The following is a 15,137-nucleotide window of genomic DNA, read 5'->3' as shown; positions in this document are numbered from 1 at the left end:
CATTGAAACTCAGAACGGTGCGTCGATATCGACCACGACAATCAGCTTGTGGTTGACGAACTCCTTGAGCCCCAGCCCGATCAGCTCGCGGCCATACCCCGAGCGGCGCACGCCACCGAAAGGCAGATCGGCTTCGACCTTGGTCGGGTGGTTGACGAACACCATACCCGTGGAGATTTTCTTCGCGACTTCTGCGCCATGCGCCGTATCCGAGGTGAACACCGAACCGCCGAGGCCGAAGGGCGAGTCGTTGGCAATGCGCACCGCATCGTCTTCATCCTTGGCGCGGAACACCAGGGAAACCGGGCCAAAAAACTCCCAGTAGCGAGCGGGGTTGTCCTCAGCGACATCGGTCAGGATCGTCGGCTGCACGAATGCCCCTTCGACCGGCACGGGCGGCCCGACCTCTTCGGCCTTGGCGCCGAGCTTCACGGCGTCGAGGATCTTTTGCTTGACCTCATTGGCGGCGTTTTGCGAGGAGAGCGGCGCCAGGGTCGTCTTCGCATCGAAGGGATCGCCGGCCACCAGTTCCGCGACGCCCTTGCGATAGAGCGCGAGGAAGTCGTCATAGACCGCATCGACCACGATCATGCGCTTGGAGGACACGCAGACCTGCCCGGCATTCCAATGGCGACCGAATACCCCCCATTTGGCTGTTTTCACCAGATCCGCGTCAGCCAGCACGACGAAGGCGTCGGCGCCGCCGAGTTCCAGAGTGGATTTTTTCAGGGCTTTGCCTGCTTGTGACGCCACCACCGCACCGGCGCCTTCCGAGCCGGTCAAGGCAACGCCCTGCACGCGGGTATCGTTGATGATCAGCTCGATCTGCGAGCGCGTGGCGTACAGGTTACGGAAGGCACCGTCTGGCAGACCGGCATCCTTCATCAACTGTTGAAAGCGCGCCGCGCTCTGCGGCACATTCGCCGCGTGCTTGAGCAGCACGGTATTACCGGCGGATAGCTGCGGCGCCAGAATGCGAGCGATCTGGTAATAAGGGAAATTCCACGGCTCGATGGCCAACAGCACGCCGAGGGGTTCACACACGACCACCGCCTCGCCCTCGGCAGGATCGAGAACCGGGAGTTTCTCCGGCTTGAGCAAGGTTTCGGCATTGCGCACGTAGTATTCGAAGATTTTTGCCGACAACTCGACCTCGGCTTTCGCCTCGGCAAACAGCTTGCCCATCTCCAGCGTCAGCACCTTGGCAAAGGCGTCGCTGTCCTTGCGCAGAAGATCGGCCGCATTCTGCAGGATGCGTGCACGCTCGGCGAAAGGCGTGTCCTTCCAGACCAGAAACGCCTCATGGGCCTTGCCGATGGCCTCGGTCACCTCTGCATCGGTGGCATCGGGAAAGGTTTGCAGTGTCTCGCCCGTATAGGGATTGATCGTTGCGTATGCCATGTAAACGCTACTCCATAACCGTTTCGACTAATGGGCCAACCCGCCGCTGAGTGCATGTGCCGGGACTGACGAAGGTACACCGGTAACGGGTTTCAAGCATGGAACGAAAGGTCGCACATGCCTGTAAGCGCGACATGCCTGGGAAATCACTTGGCTTCAAGGGCTGCAGCGACGGGCACTGAAAGAGGCCACGATGCTCTGCCGATCAGCCTCGCCAGTTGATCTTTGTCATAGAAAGGCGAAGAAGAGGCGCCCTTGCGCGGGTTGCCTGACTAGTAGGCATCCCCCTTTTCCGCGACTTGTGCCATAAGATCGGTAGCGTCGGCGACCCGATGGCGCAGCAATAGCATCCATTGACTCCCCGACCCTGGGGCCGGGTTGCGGGCATTGCGCCAGACCTCGGACCGCTTGAAGGGTGGTGCTGTACTGTTCTAGCACTTGTTGGAGCTGCTGTAACGCAAGCTCACTCACGAATACAAGGAGATAAGTATGAAAGCTGCAGTTGTTGCCCAAGGGCATCGCGTGAATGTGACCGAAAAAACATTACGGCCTCTGAAGCATGGTGAGGCGCTTCTCAAAATGCAGTGCTGCGGCGTCTGCCACACTGACCTGCACGTCAAGAATGGCGATTTCGGTGACAAAACCGGGGTGATCCTGGGTCATGAAGGCATCGGTATCGTGCAGGAGGTAGGGCCAGGTGTCACCTCGCTGAAACCCGGCGATCGGGCCAGCGTCGCGTGGTTCTTCCAAGGGTGCGGGCATTGTGAATACTGCAACAGCGGCAACGAGACACTCTGCCGCGCGGTAAAAAACTCCGGGTATACCGTGGATGGCGCCATGGCCGAAGAGTGCATTGTCGTCGCCGATTACTCCGTAAAAGTGCCTGATGGGCTTGATTCTGCTGCGGCGAGCAGCGTGACCTGTGCTGGAGTAACGACGTATAAAGCCGTGAAGGTTTCCAATATTCGCCCCGGGCAATGGATCGCCATCTACGGGCTGGGCGGCCTGGGGAATCTGGCGTTGCAGTATGCAAAAAACGTGTTCAACGCCAGAGTGATTGCCGTGGACATCAACGACGATCAACTGCAATTCGCCAGGGAAATGGGCGCCGATCTGGTCATCAACTCACGTAACGAGGATGCCGCAAAAGTTATTCAGGAGAAGGTCGGCGGCGCCCACGCCGCTGTCGTGACAGCCGTGGCCAAGGTCGCGTTCAACTCTGCGGTGGATGCCCTGCGTGCCGGTGGACGCCTGGTCGCAGTCGGGCTTCCGCCTGAAGCCATGAGCCTCGATATTCCGCGGTTGGTGCTTGACGGGATCGAGGTGGTTGGTTCACTGGTCGGCACGCGACAAGACCTCGCTGAAGCCTTCGAGTTTGCCGCGCAAGGCAAGGTGGTGCCTAAAGTGACATTGCGCCCTATCGAGGATATCAATGAGATTTTCGACGAAATGCAGCAGGGTAAAATCAAAGGTCGTATGGTGATTGATTTAAGTAATTAAGGGGCCATTGGCAGTCGCAAAACCGGCTGCCAATTCCATTGGTTCACGTATCTTTGATTGCTACATGATTTTCAACTTTCACACAATTTCGCTCGCTGCGCTTGGCAAGGATAAGGTGCCTGATCTGCACATATTCAAAGCATGCGCTGGCATATGCGGCATCTTGTGGGAACCACCCGGCAACTCCAAGAAATGGTCACCGCCCCGACTGGTTGATTGAGGTGAAGGCAAGAGACCTTAGTCTACCAGGCAAAGGTTGTTGCGGGGATTCCGGCGCGCACAATTGTCGGTACACTGAAGGGCAAATTTCTGGGTCTTGCCATGAACCTTACTGACGCCACGCTCGTGCTGCTGCTCGCGGCACGTATCCATGGGACCGACGAAGCCGTCCGGGCCTCGGCGAAGAGCGTGGTCAAGAAGTTGCCGCGCAGTAAGCGTGATCTGATCTACAAGGTAATCGATAGCCGAAGTCCGCTCGAGCTGGTGGATTTTCTGGCGCAGAACCTGGATGCGGAATGACAGGTTGCGGGTGTGTGCCCATCCCTGACTCTTTGCATCAGAGCCCCGCGGCATGGGGTTTTCTGGGCGCAGAAAAAAGGGTCCAACTCGCGTTGGGCCCTGTGATGCGATTGCAGCGGTGGGGTAACGATCAAACTCCATCGTTCATGCATCGTGAGTCATCCATTACCATCTGCTTCAGTTGTTGCTCCAGGTTGAGTACATACTCCGAGGCGCTTCGGGCCTGACCACTGGCGCGAAAGATCGCGCGTTTGTCAGCCTTGAGCAGGCCGAGCCAGGAGTCGATGTAGCCCTCGTGTCGCAGCTCCCCCTGTATACCGGCGTAGGCACATAAAAAAGCAGCGCCCATCTCGGCGATCAACTCCTCAAACGCGTAGCCTGGCGAGCCGAACGGACAGGCTGACGTCATGCCTTCGCGCTGCAACCGAGAGTGATGCCCGGTCCAGTGCGTCAGCTCATGAAGTGCCGTGGCGTAGTACCCGCCTTCATCGTGAAATTGTGCTTTTGTCGGCAGTTGGATGAGATCCCTGATCGGGTGGTAAAAGGCTTCGTCGGCAGGCCGATGAACGATGCGTGCACCTGAACTTAACAGCAGATTTTCCGCGGCGCTGTTGGGCTGGAAGGGATCACTTTGTTCCGTCTCGAGCAGGGTTTCATTGAGCATTTCGAGCCCCTCCGTTTGCTCTATGCTGAACAGAGAATGTGTCCTGAGAATGCCGAAGTGAGTGACCTTGGGCTGACCGTTTTCATCGAGTACGGGTTGGCCTGACTCGGTCTGTTCCTCGCGCTCCATCGGCTTGTAGAGCACCGCCAGGGTGCTGTGCTCACCCTTACGGATGTGCCCGCCAGCTTTTTTGGCTTGATTGAAAGTCAGCCAACGATCTTGAGTGAACCCCTGCAACCTGGCCTCGGCCCAGAGCAGCGGTAAATTGATGCCCGAATACGGACGTCGCGTGATGGCGTTGATGGGGTAGGGTTGATGACCGATGTCAACTGAGCCACTTGAGGACCAGGGTTTGATCCAGGGAGCAACGCCTTGGTCTAACGCGGTAACGATCTTGTCAGTTACGTCTTGGTAGATATCGCGCATGGCAATTTCCTCGAGGGAAAAACGGAGGAACGCCGTGCCCGTCGGGGAGGGTTCCCCGGTTGGGTGATGTACTGGATTGATGCAGGTCTTGCATGCCGTCCGAATGTGGAGGTGGCGCCGCTAATTGCGCTTAGCGCTGGTGTTCTCCTGCAAGCGCTATCAGCAAGGCGCCAGGCTGACCAGGTTCTTGGAGTAGGCTCAGACTCAATTGCAGCAACGGGTCGTGGTCTAAGTGATCTGTTGGTTCAATGTGGACTACATCGAACAGCACATAGGGGTCGTGTGGATAGGCTAGGTGGGCTTCGAAGGCTGCGCGCAATACGTTGCTCAGCCGATTGACCTTCAGCTTCTCAGAGTGATCGGAGCGCTCGAGCAGTACTGCGCGTTGCCACGCGCCAGGAGTGAACACGATGGGCAACCGAAGGGTGTTCAGTGTTTCCGGTGTAAGTGAGTCGGGCATGGTATGTCTCCGTTGAAAACGCGAAGAAACCTGTCCCGTGCGGGGAAAGATTTGCCCGCAGTGGGTTGAAGAAAATCAAGAGGGCTTACCTAACGAGCAGAGCTCGAAAGGCGCTCAGAAGAGCAGTAGGCGTTCATCACCGTAGCAACGGTCACCGTGCGAGCCACCGAACGCTAATCGCACTTGGGGAGAACCATCATCGAAGTGACGTAGCCTTGAAGGTTCTGGCTACCTGGGAAAGTGCTGTCGATAACAGCGATCCGTACCTTGTATTTAACCGAGCAGTTTGCGCGGGTCAATCACATCGGCGATACCATTCCAATGGTCTTGTCTGCTGACTTCCAGAGCGCTGTTTTTGGCCCAATTAACTGATCGGCGGTCAGTGCATGCTTGCGTTGACCTGACGCAGCCAATTGCGCTGATGCAGACCGGGCGCAGGGGGGCGTTCTATACCTAACTAGCTCTTGGCAAGGGTGGAAAAGTGCTTAATGGTCTCGTCATAGAATCGCTCCAAGCGTTCTATCAACGGCGCCGTTAAGGTTACCCGTCGTACCCGTTTGTCTTCCTCTGCGCCAGTCTCCTGCAGCAGTCCTTGGTCAATCAGTTGCTGTACATACTTGACCGCCGTACGCCTGCTGATACTGGGCATGAATGTGTATAGATCGGTCTTGTGCAAGACCTGATCACGGCTCAGCCACATATGAGTGAACAGATCGCTGTAGCTCAGGTCACTGAGGCCTACATCGCGGAACAGTGCGATCCAGCTTTCATCCATCGCGATCAATGCCTGAGCGACGGTTTGGTGATTACGCTCGCTGTTGCGTGTCATTATCCGGCAGTCCCATACGCTTGATTTAAAATTGGGCAATGTTGCATGTATTGCACTTTCCTGGGGCGTTATTAGTCTTTGATCGGAGTCATGCTGCACGAATCTATATGCAAAAATGCATGCAAAATAGCATGTTAAAGGGTGCCGCCAGATACTGGCACACCGGTTGCTATAGCCTCCTCGTTCGCCCCTTCTGGGCGGGGAGAGTGGCATGCAGTTTAAGTTATTCAAACCCCTATGGGGATTCTCAGGCTCACCGGGACAAGCCGCATACGATGCTGTGGAGGCTGGTTTCGATGGGATCGAGGGACCAGCGCCTAATGATCTCATGGCTCGTAGCGACTTGGCCGCCTCATTGGAAGAACACCGACTCGACTACATCGCAGAGATATGCACCGGTGGCAGCTACGTCCCAGATCGTAAAGCCACCCCAGCCGAACACCTGACCGACCTGGAACGCAAGGTCATCAATGCGTTGCCGCTGCGACCACGCTTGTGCAACGTCATGGCCGGCTGTGACGCGTGGCCGCTGGAGGTTCAGTATGACTTCTTCGCCGCAGCGCTGGAGATCGGCGCCCGACACAGTGTCACCTTGAGCTTCGAGACCCATCGTAGTCGGTCGATGTTCAACCCATGGGTTACCGAGGCATTGATTCGCCGTTTGCCGGAACTGCGTCTAACCGCCGATATAAGTCATTGGGTGGTGGTCGCCGAACGTTTGCTGGAAGACGACTGGGAGTTGTTGCTGGTAGTCGCCGATCACGTTCATCACCTGCATGGTCGGGTCGGCTATCCACAAGGCCCGCAAGTACCACATCCGGCAGCACCGGAATACGCAGATTGTTTGGCTTTCCATCAGCGCTTCTGGGAGGCGGTGTGGTGCTCCCAACGCCGTCGTGACTATGTGGTCAGCAGTATGACGCCAGAATTCGGTCCGGACGGATACCTGCACACATTGCCGTTCACAGATCAGCCGGTTGCCGATCTTTGGCAGATTAATCGCTGGGTTGGTGATACCGAACGAGCGCACTTCCAATGCTGGAGCGACTTCCCCCTCAATGCCTCATCTATCGAGATTTAACCGTGGATATGTATAGCGCACTGCGTCGTTTTACCTTCATCACTCTACTGGCTCTGCTGGGCAGTGGCGCTCAAGCCGCCGAGAAGTTCCGCCTGGCCTGGAGTCTTTATCCAGCCTATATGCCTTGGGACTATGCCCGAAGCGCTGGCATCATCGATAAATGGGCCAAGAAGTATGGTATTGAGATCGAGGTGACACAGGTCAACGACTATATTGAAGCAATAAACCAGTACAGCACCGGTGGCTTCGATGTCTGCATGATGGCGACCATGGACGCACTAACCATCCCGGCTGCCGGCGGTGTGGATTCCACTTCGCTGATCATTAGTGACTACTCCAACGGCAACGATGTGATCATCCTCAAGGATGGCAAGGGTATCGAGGATCTGCGTGGCAAGCAGGTCAATCTGATCGAATTCTCTATCTCCCACTACTTCCTTGCTCGGGCTCTGGAAAGTGTTGGCATGAGCGAGCGAGACGTTACCTTAGTAAATACCTCGGACGCCGATATGGTGGCTATCTATCCGCAGCCTTCGGTGGGCGCCATGGTGACCTGGAATCCGATGGCCAGCGCTATTCTTGGGCGCAACGACGCCGTTAATGTGTTCGACTCAAAGAAAATGCCTGGCGAATTAACCGACAGCGTCGTCGTCAACACCAAAACCCTGGAAAAACACCCGGAACTTGGCAAGGCACTGACGGGTGCCTGGTTCGAGACCCTGGCGATCATGCAGCGTGACGACGAACAAGGGCGCAAGGCGCGTGAATCTATGGGCCTGGCCGCTGGCACCAACCTGGCGGGCTATGAGCAGCAGTTGAAGGACACCTACCTGTATTACTCCCCCGAAGATGTCGTACGTCTGTTCAATAGTGAGCAATTACACGACTCCATGGCCAGCATCGCTAATTTCTCCTTCGAAAAGAACCTGCTCGGTAATGGAGCGACGTCGGCGCAAGCGATCGGAATCACCTATCCAGGCGGCAAGGTCTGGGGGGATCGCAATAACGTAAAACTGCGCTTCGATGACCGTTACTTGCGCATGGCAATTGCCAAAGAACTTTGAGAAGGCATCGTGTTTTGACTACGAATGAAGGACACGCCGTATGAATAGCCAGAAGTCTTTTTCTGAAATCCCTACCATTGATGTAGGGCCTTTGATCGCAGGGGCTCAAGACCCAGCCTACCAACAAACAGTGCAGCAGCTCGCAGACGCAGCACATCATGTCGGTTTTGCGCAATTGATCGGTCATGGACTGGAGGAGCAGCAAGGCGATCTATTGGAGGTGACCAAGCGATTTTTTGCACTTCCTGAGGCACAGAAGATGGCGGTGTACATTGGCAACTCCAGTAATCATCGGGGCTATGTACCCTTTGGTGAAGAAATCATGGCCTCCGGCCTGCCAGATACCAAGGAGGCATTCGATCTCTCCATCGACCTGCCTGCCGATCACCCTGCAGTGTTGTCCGGAACCCCGCTCATTGGTCCGAATCAATGGCCGCAGTTAGAGGGTTTCAGGGATGCGGTGATGGCCTACTACAACGCAGTGTTTGAACTGGGCAAAGCCATCTTCCGGGCCTTCGCCGTCGGGCTTGGTCAAGACCCTGAGCTGTTCTTGCGCTATGTGACCATTCCCCCGTCGCAACTACGGCTGTTGCATTATCCTCTCAACGAAGCCGTCGTTGATCGGCCGGGTATAGGCGAGCACACCGATTACGAGTGTTTCACCCTGCTCAAGCCGACCGCACCGGGACTGGAGGTCTTCAATACCGCCGGTGAGTGGATTCCGGTCTTGTACAATCCACAAGCGCTGGTACTGAATATCGGTGACCTGCTCGAGCTTTGGACCAATGGTTACTACGTAGCAACTAGCCATCGGGTGAAAAAGGTCAAGGAAGAGCGCTATGCGTTTCCGCTGTTTTTTACCGTTGACTACGACACAGAGGTCGCCCCACTTGAGCAGTTCAAAAAAGATGGTGACCCCAAGCCACTGGTATCGGGAGAGCACCTGCGGGCGCAAACCATGCAGAGCTTCCGCTATATGCTCGACCGGGTAAAAAAGGGAGAGGTGACTCTACCTGAGGGCGCATTACCCTATTACTCTCTGGGTCGCGAAGCGGACGCTGTGCATCGGTAACGCCTGGGCACAAATTTCTGAGTCTTAGACAAAGATGCAGCATGTCTTGGCGGCGTAGGGCTCGATGTGCATGCACGTCCAGATCAGTGCATGTACATCTGGTAGGCGGTCAGGCAGAAGATGCGGTGATTTTTCGGTTTGTGAAATGGACACATTGTGGGTTCCTTCCTACTGTTTCTCCACTGTAGAACTGACACTGCCGATATGTGCTGGTCAACCTGAATGCGAAAATGCTGCTTATATCTGAAAGAAAAAGCCCCTCGTTGGAGGGGCTATGAACGGATTTCCCGTCAGGATATCGATCAGGATATGACACAGGTAACTGCCTTGATCAGGCATTCAGTATGTCGTGGCAAGATTGCTGGTCCTTATCGCATGCCCGTTTTTGGTTTCAATACTTCCAGGTAAAGGTGCGTGTCGGTCGCGCGAATAATCAAGTCATCACCTGTCTCCAATAGCTCGGTAAGCAGTCCATCATTGACGTCCAAGTACTCGCTAAAGTCGTCTCCTCCTAATTCGCTGATAGCGACGTTCCACCATTGCTCGAACTCATCGAGGTCCGGGTTGCAGCCAATCGCATAAACAAGGACCTTGCGACCGCCGTCGGTATTTGTCTCACCGACCTCGGACATGAGGTACACCCCATGATCCTTGACCAGAATGATTCGACAATCGTTTGCTAGGGCTTCGGACAAGACGGCCCGTAGTTCAACGCCTGCAAATTGCAGCATGATTGATATCTCCGGTGACAGTGCGAAGAAATCTGTCCCCGTGCGGGAAAGATTTCCCCGCGGTGGGTTGAAGAAAACAAGAAGGTTTGCCTGGCGAGCAGTGCTCGAAAGGCGCTCAGAAGAGCAGTAGGCGTTCATCACCGTAGCAACGGTCATCGTGCGAGCCACCGAACGCTCATCGCACTTGGGGAGAGCCATCACCGAAGTGACATAGCCTTGAAGGTTCTGGCTACCTGGGAAAGTGCTGTCGATAACAGCGATCCGTACCTTGTATTTAGCCGGATGACTGATATGGGTCAATCTCTGTAAAGACGCTGTTTCACTGGGACTGTCTTCTGACTTCCAGTGAAGATTTTTCGGCTGGGAAAACTGATAAGCGGTCAGGCACGGGCCGTTTTCAGTAGTAGGCTATTACTCTTGTCTTAACCATGAAAACGCTCAGAAGAGGGCGAGACCATGCCGACTCAGCAACCTGTTCAGAGTTCACGTGCCCACCGCTGGGCGTACGCCTGTGGTATGTCGGTGAAGCGTGGTTACCGTAAGTTGAAAACGTTTGAGTCCCGCGTGGCTGAGCGTGCGGTGACGGTAGGAATGCCCGCAGGCAAATTACTTGTTCGCGGGAGTTTTCTGACTGCCAAGTTGGCGTTGGTCGGAGGGCTGCTCTTCATCGGTTTCTGGCTGGTCGCTTCTGTTGTGGTGGTGATCGCTGTGATTGCCCTTCTGCAGTCCAAGGCTGTCATCGACACGGATTTTGAAGAGGAGAATCCAGGTCCTGACTACCTTGGGGCTAACTCCTATCTTGGCAACTACGATGACAGTGGCCATTACATAGGTTATTTCAAATCATCTGATGACGTCAGATAAGTTTCTTCGTAGCACCCATCAACTGATCCGTTCCTTTGCCCGCTGCACCATGCGCGGCTTTGCTTGCACCACCTAGCATCCCCTCAAGGCTGTTGCCGATTGAGTAGCCAGCCCAGCTCATGGCGACCAAAAACAGTCCAGGCAGCACCAAGAACATCGCCCCCATCACATACTCGATCACCTGCGCGGTGACAGTCCCATCCATAAACCCGGATGTGGGCAGCGACAACAGCACTTGATTGGACACCGACACTTGGTTGTACAAGGTATCGAGCATGCTGGAGTCGACCCAGCGTGCTAACTCCCACCAGAAGCTCAGCATGTGTAAGGTGAACAGCGCGAACGTCACCGTCATGACGGTCTTCAACTGATAGGTACTGACCAGCAAGATCAGCGGCAAGCTGATGATGATGCCCATGATCAGGAAAGCCTGCACCATCGGCAAGGCGGCGCGTGGCGCATTCATTGCGGGGAAATTACTGAAGGAACCCAGTGCCAATCCGGTATTGGTGGCCAGGTTATTGAGCCCCTGATTGATCGAACCGCCGCGCGCGCTGGAGCCATAATCCTGGTACACCTGTCCGGGCGACATGGACATCGATTGCTGGCGCGGACTGACCAGTTCGCGCAGGGTGGCATCCTCGATCTCGTTGCTCGAATGACCAGTCAACCAACCTTTCAGCTGAGTCAGCAGCGAAGGATCGACCTGCTCGATCAAGCGCTCGCGCAAGCCGACACCGCTGTCGCTCCACCACTGCTTGCAGGTGGGGTAGCCCGCGCCATTCTCCAGTCGCGGCAAGGAAACATCGCGGTTGTCGTCATACGGCCAGCTGACTCGCGGTGTGCGTGAGCGATCCGTATCGTAGTAGCCAGGCGTGTCGAGAAGATAGCTTGAGCCGATCCAGGACGCGTCGTGACTTTGTGCCTTGTCCAGTTGCGGGCGATTGGTAAACAACCGAGAACGGGAATAGCCATAGCAGTCGCGGGTGAAGTCGGCGACTTCCTGCAGCAGGACCTGGCTGTCGATGCGCGAACTGTCGATCTCCATGCGCATTTGCCGGATATCCGGTGTGCAAGGGATGGAGGCGGTGGCGGCGGCGGTCACACCTTTGCTCACGGCATGCACCAGAAACCACCAGATCGGTACGTTGGCAGAGCGTTCGCCGATGGTATTGAAAGTGGCACCCCAGGCGGTTTCCGTCGGTTTGGCCACACTGACGCCGCAGCGCTGGCTCGCCGCATCATCGAACGTCATTGACGAGAGGCTCAACGGAAAGACCGGCGCGCAACCGAACAACACGACGATGTAGGCCAGCCACAACCGGTTCTCGATCCGCGGCACCGAGAGCAGTCCCTTGTTGCCCTCATCCGCACCTTGCTGACGGGCCGACAACCACTCTTGCAAGATGATCGCGCCGAAGGGCGCGGCGAACAGCCCAGTGTCGGACAGGACGCTCCAGAGGCCGTTGTTGATGATCCAGGCCAGCAGGGAGAGGTAAAACTCTAGATAGCTGTTGGTGCTCATGAGCATGGTGGTGACCTCACAGTCGGGTGAGCTCGACGCAGGTAAAGAGCACGAGCCCTAATGTCCCGATGCGTTTCACGCGCAGTCGATCCTGTGGTCGATGTCGGTAGCGCCGAAGTAGGTCCCACCAGAGCGCAAAGAGGGCGCTGTAGAGCAGGACCCGCCACCACTGCAGACAAGGTCGTGCGGATTCGAATGCCTGCTGCCAGGCCTCGAAACTACCCAGCGCAGTGCGGCCGATCCAGGCGACCAGTGCGGCGGTCAGGACGATCACCGCGGCAATCCCCAGGCTCGAAAGCAAAGTGAATAGCAGTGAGCGTTTCATGGCTCACTTGCGCCGGGCGTCAGCATCATTGAGTCGACCCGGCTCAGGGTCACCTTGCTCGACGGTACGCGAAGCATCGGCACCACCGGCATGCCGATCGAGCACCAGGCTGGCGGTGTTGGTGGCCAGCATCTGCCGGACCTGCAGCTCGGTTTGTAGCAGGCGGATTTCGCGCTCCAGGGCGTCGATATTTTTCGTCAAGGCGGTCTGGGCCGGCTCGGCGGAGGCGATGTTCGGTTCGTGACTGCCTGCCAGCATCGTGCGCAGTAGCAGGAGTGCCTTGTCGAGAACGCTGGACAGGGCCGTCTCGCTGGATAGGCGTCGCGCCAGCAGATCCTGGTCGGGATCGTCGCGCAAGGCTTCGATCACGGCCCGGGTCACCGGCAGCATCGGGCTGGAGGCTTTAGCCAGATTGTCAGATGTAGGTGGTAGGGAGCCAGACAGCAACCCTTGCAAGGCCTTGAGGCGTTCGCTGTAGGCCTCTTGGATCAGCGGCGTCAATCCGCTGCCAGCGGTCGCACGCAGGGTTTCGCAGGTGTCGCAAGTCGCAACTTCGGTCTCGCCCAACACGCGGACGGCCCATTCGGATTCCTCCTGGGGCGAAGCCCAGGTCTGGCAAATAGCCCCGCCCAGGCAATCACTGCTACTGATCGAGGCACTGTCATCCACCGACCGGTTATGCAGCAGGTTGTAGCCTGCTCGCACTACGTCGGAGGTCACACGGATGGGCGTCTGTCCGCTACCTCCAGCCTTATGCCCGCCGACCCAAGACACCCCATTGTTGCCGTTATGGGCCTCGGTGTTTTTCACCGCGGCCACCGCATCACCACCCGTTTGTTCGAGGTTGCCCTGCATCTCCTGGTTCTTGGCCAGCGCACCCCAGCCGGCTTGACCGACCTTGTCCGCCATTTTTTCGGCCATGGCTTGGCAGGTGAGTTTGGAACGATCAAAGTCGATACGGCCCTGCATCACCCCGTTGCTTAACAACTCATAGAGACCGGGGTTGGCGCGCTGGATGATCAACGCCGGCAGCGACATCACCGCTTGGGTCGCGTTCTGTACGATGCTGCCCATGATCTGCTGGAAACCTTCAGTGACGCCGTTCAGCTGGTTTTGCAGGGTGTTGGTGAGGCTCATGTTTCCGCACATCATGTTCGCTCGCCAGGAGCCGCCGACACCGAGACCACTGGGTCGGTAGAGCGAACTCGGTGAGCCGACTGCCGAGCCGCCACCGATGGTGTACATCACTCGGTCGTCGAGCACTTCGCCTTGGGTGCCCAAGCGGTAATCGCCCTCGGCGGCATGGGCATGAGCGGCCACGGCGAGCAGTCCGTAGAACACCAGACTCATCGTGCCCAACCAGGGGCGCGCGCGAAGCCGACTCATGACGCACCGCCTTCGAAGTCGATGCTGAACAGAAAGGTCTGCCCCTCGCGCTTGCAGCAGCTGTAGGGACGCCACAACGACCATGCGTAGCCGCCATCCGCGCTCTGTACTGGATCGCTGGGGAAGATGGCGCACGTGGGCTGAACCTGGGGGTAGAGCAATTGCCATTTGTGGGTCGAAGCGTCGTTTTCAACGATCGGGCCAGGCGGCCAGTAGCCGTCGCGTGGTATGGGAGTGAGCGGTACATACACATGCGGCTGCCAGTTGCGGGTCATCACATCGCCGGCCCGTTGCGCCATGACGGCGGCCGCCTTGAAGTCGTCGAGCTGCACCAGAAAGCCCTGCCGGGGATAGACGTTGCCCCACATGTTTCCCGAAGCCTGCCGACCGATTTCGCGAACGCCTGGCATGAGGGATTCGGGATAGAAACTTTCCGGGATGCCCTGGCGCCAGGCCAGTGAGTCCAGGGTACTTAGGTAGTAGGGCATGAACGCCGTTGCACCGCTGGCACAGGCGTAGCCGGACTGCGAAGCCAGTTGCGTGGCGGCCCAGCCACCGGGGTGGCCGATCCCGTCGACGTTCTTGAAGCGGGGCAGGTTTTCGCGGCGGGTGTTCGGCGTGATCAGGTTCCCGCCACCCTCCGCGCCGCTGATGGGAGCGGAGATGGCAGCCATCTCGGTCCAGGGATTGCCACCGGTGGTAGCGTAGCTCGAGACCACGAGCTCAGGAATGAAATGACGAACCTTGGTTGAGGTTTTGACTGTGCAGCCGAAGGGCGTGCAGAGCAGCCAGAAACAAATGCCGACGACCTTGTATGCGAGGCAATTTGGCGAAAGCACAGAGGCGGTGATGCTGCCGGTATCCAGCGCCATGCTTGGGCCGCACGCTAGCAGGATGCATAGCGCCAAAGGCCGTAGCTTTGTGGGCGGGATTGACGAGCAGGCAATAGGCATGATCCAGGCTCTCGGTGTATGGCCTGGGCAGGTTCGGTTACGGATTGAAGACTGTCAGTGGAAATTATGAAGGCGGATCTATCGGATTTGTGAGTTGTGAGACTATTATTTGACGTGAAGGGCGCTGCGCAGGGTACCGGGTTCTGCAAGTAGCTGATCTGTGGTGATTTCGAGAGTATTTGCGAGCTTGCACAGGACCAACAGCGACGGATTGCCCGTGCATCGTTCGATTTGACTGACGTAGGTGCGATCCACCTCGGCCGGGGGTGTCAGAAATTTTGTGTTCGGGCATAACATGAGTAAGAGGTGCATGTATGCCAACCAAAAAGAAACCTGC

At 57.0% G+C, this 15,137-nt stretch carries 16 protein-coding genes; 6 read left to right on the top strand and 10 right to left on the bottom strand.

Annotated features, from left to right (window positions below; genetic code table 11):
• Positions 1-9: 9 nt before the first annotated feature.
• Positions 10-1,401, bottom strand: a complete 1,392-nt coding sequence (locus AC1Q6I_RS28305; protein ID WP_102624953.1) for an NAD-dependent succinate-semialdehyde dehydrogenase — start codon at positions 1,399-1,401, stop codon at positions 10-12.
• A 489-nt stretch (positions 1,402-1,890) separates the two neighbouring features.
• Here AC1Q6I_RS28305 and adhP point away from each other — a divergent pair, with 489 nt between their 5' ends.
• Entirely contained in the window at positions 1,891-2,901 is a 1,011-nt protein-coding gene (adhP, locus tag AC1Q6I_RS28300) for an alcohol dehydrogenase AdhP (protein WP_102624952.1), read from the top strand.
• 321 nt (positions 2,902-3,222) lie between these two features.
• Complete coding sequence (locus tag AC1Q6I_RS28295; RefSeq protein WP_007901093.1) at positions 3,223-3,420, top strand: DUF7740 domain-containing protein; 198 nt, start codon at positions 3,223-3,225, stop codon at positions 3,418-3,420.
• 130 nt (positions 3,421-3,550) lie between these two features.
• Here the strand turns inward: AC1Q6I_RS28295 and AC1Q6I_RS28290 are convergent, their stop codons facing one another.
• The 3 genes from AC1Q6I_RS28290 to AC1Q6I_RS28280 all read right to left on the bottom strand — a co-directional run bounded on the left by AC1Q6I_RS28290 (position 3,551) and on the right by AC1Q6I_RS28280 (position 5,799).
• Positions 3,551-4,510 (bottom strand): ArdC family protein, encoded by a 960-nt coding sequence (locus tag AC1Q6I_RS28290; RefSeq protein WP_102624951.1) that lies wholly within the window; start codon positions 4,508-4,510, stop codon positions 3,551-3,553.
• Between the two features lie 130 nt (positions 4,511-4,640).
• Positions 4,641-4,970 carry a hypothetical protein gene (locus tag AC1Q6I_RS28285; protein ID WP_102624950.1) on the bottom strand — a complete coding sequence of 110 codons (330 nt, stop codon included), beginning with the start codon at positions 4,968-4,970 and terminating at the stop codon, positions 4,641-4,643.
• 457 nt (positions 4,971-5,427) lie between these two features.
• Complete coding sequence (locus tag AC1Q6I_RS28280; protein WP_102624949.1) at positions 5,428-5,799, bottom strand: helix-turn-helix domain-containing protein; 372 nt, start codon at positions 5,797-5,799, stop codon at positions 5,428-5,430.
• A 211-nt stretch (positions 5,800-6,010) separates the two neighbouring features.
• Between AC1Q6I_RS28280 and AC1Q6I_RS28275 the strand changes: the two genes are divergently transcribed.
• Genes AC1Q6I_RS28275 through AC1Q6I_RS28265 form a run of 3 tightly spaced genes read left to right on the top strand, consistent with a single transcriptional unit; the run spans position 6,011 to position 9,016 of the window.
• Positions 6,011-6,880, top strand: a complete 870-nt coding sequence (locus tag AC1Q6I_RS28275) for a sugar phosphate isomerase/epimerase family protein (protein ID WP_102624948.1) — start codon at positions 6,011-6,013, stop codon at positions 6,878-6,880.
• An 8-nt stretch (positions 6,881-6,888) separates the two neighbouring features.
• On the top strand, positions 6,889-7,944 hold the full coding sequence (locus tag AC1Q6I_RS28270) for a putative urea ABC transporter substrate-binding protein (RefSeq protein ID WP_102624969.1): 1,056 nt from the start codon (positions 6,889-6,891) through the stop codon (positions 7,942-7,944).
• A 40-nt stretch (positions 7,945-7,984) separates the two neighbouring features.
• Positions 7,985-9,016, top strand: a complete 1,032-nt coding sequence (locus AC1Q6I_RS28265; protein ID WP_102624947.1) for an isopenicillin N synthase family dioxygenase — start codon at positions 7,985-7,987, stop codon at positions 9,014-9,016.
• Positions 9,017-9,384: 368 nt separating this feature from the next.
• On the opposite strand, the gene AC1Q6I_RS28260 is transcribed toward AC1Q6I_RS28265, so the two are convergent.
• Positions 9,385-10,047, bottom strand: a complete 663-nt coding sequence (locus AC1Q6I_RS28260; protein WP_371858351.1) for a DUF3085 domain-containing protein — start codon at positions 10,045-10,047, stop codon at positions 9,385-9,387.
• A 156-nt stretch (positions 10,048-10,203) separates the two neighbouring features.
• Between AC1Q6I_RS28260 and AC1Q6I_RS28255 the strand changes: the two genes are divergently transcribed.
• A complete protein-coding gene (locus tag AC1Q6I_RS28255; RefSeq protein ID WP_102624946.1) occupies positions 10,204-10,611 on the top strand; it encodes a DUF3742 family protein in 408 nt (135 codons plus the stop codon).
• Here AC1Q6I_RS28255 and AC1Q6I_RS28250 read toward each other — a convergent pair.
• The 5 genes from AC1Q6I_RS28250 to AC1Q6I_RS28230 all read right to left on the bottom strand — a co-directional run bounded on the left by AC1Q6I_RS28250 (position 10,604) and on the right by AC1Q6I_RS28230 (position 15,112).
• A complete protein-coding gene (locus tag AC1Q6I_RS28250; RefSeq protein WP_102624945.1) occupies positions 10,604-12,142 on the bottom strand; it encodes a conjugal transfer protein TraG N-terminal domain-containing protein in 1,539 nt (512 codons plus the stop codon). The two genes, AC1Q6I_RS28255 and AC1Q6I_RS28250, sit on opposite strands and share 8 nt — an antisense overlap.
• Positions 12,143-12,152: 10 nt before the next feature.
• Entirely contained in the window at positions 12,153-12,461 is a 309-nt protein-coding gene (locus AC1Q6I_RS28245; RefSeq protein ID WP_102624944.1) for a hypothetical protein, read from the bottom strand.
• A gap of 3 nt (positions 12,462-12,464) precedes the next feature.
• Positions 12,465-13,847 carry an integrating conjugative element protein gene (locus tag AC1Q6I_RS28240; RefSeq protein ID WP_102624943.1) on the bottom strand — a complete coding sequence of 461 codons (1,383 nt, stop codon included), beginning with the start codon at positions 13,845-13,847 and terminating at the stop codon, positions 12,465-12,467.
• Positions 13,844-14,800 carry a TIGR03756 family integrating conjugative element protein gene (locus tag AC1Q6I_RS28235; RefSeq protein ID WP_102624942.1) on the bottom strand — a complete coding sequence of 319 codons (957 nt, stop codon included), beginning with the start codon at positions 14,798-14,800 and terminating at the stop codon, positions 13,844-13,846. Before AC1Q6I_RS28235 ends, AC1Q6I_RS28240 begins: the two co-directional genes overlap by 4 nt.
• A gap of 105 nt (positions 14,801-14,905) precedes the next feature.
• Positions 14,906-15,112 (bottom strand): helix-turn-helix domain-containing protein, encoded by a 207-nt coding sequence (locus AC1Q6I_RS28230; RefSeq protein ID WP_256581293.1) that lies wholly within the window; start codon positions 15,110-15,112, stop codon positions 14,906-14,908.
• Between the last annotated feature and the right edge of the window lie 25 nt (positions 15,113-15,137).

Source organism: Pseudomonas sp. MPR-R2A5 (assembly GCF_058793055.1).
Note: the sequence above shows the minus strand (reverse complement) of the source record. Positions and strands in the feature narration are given on the sequence as shown.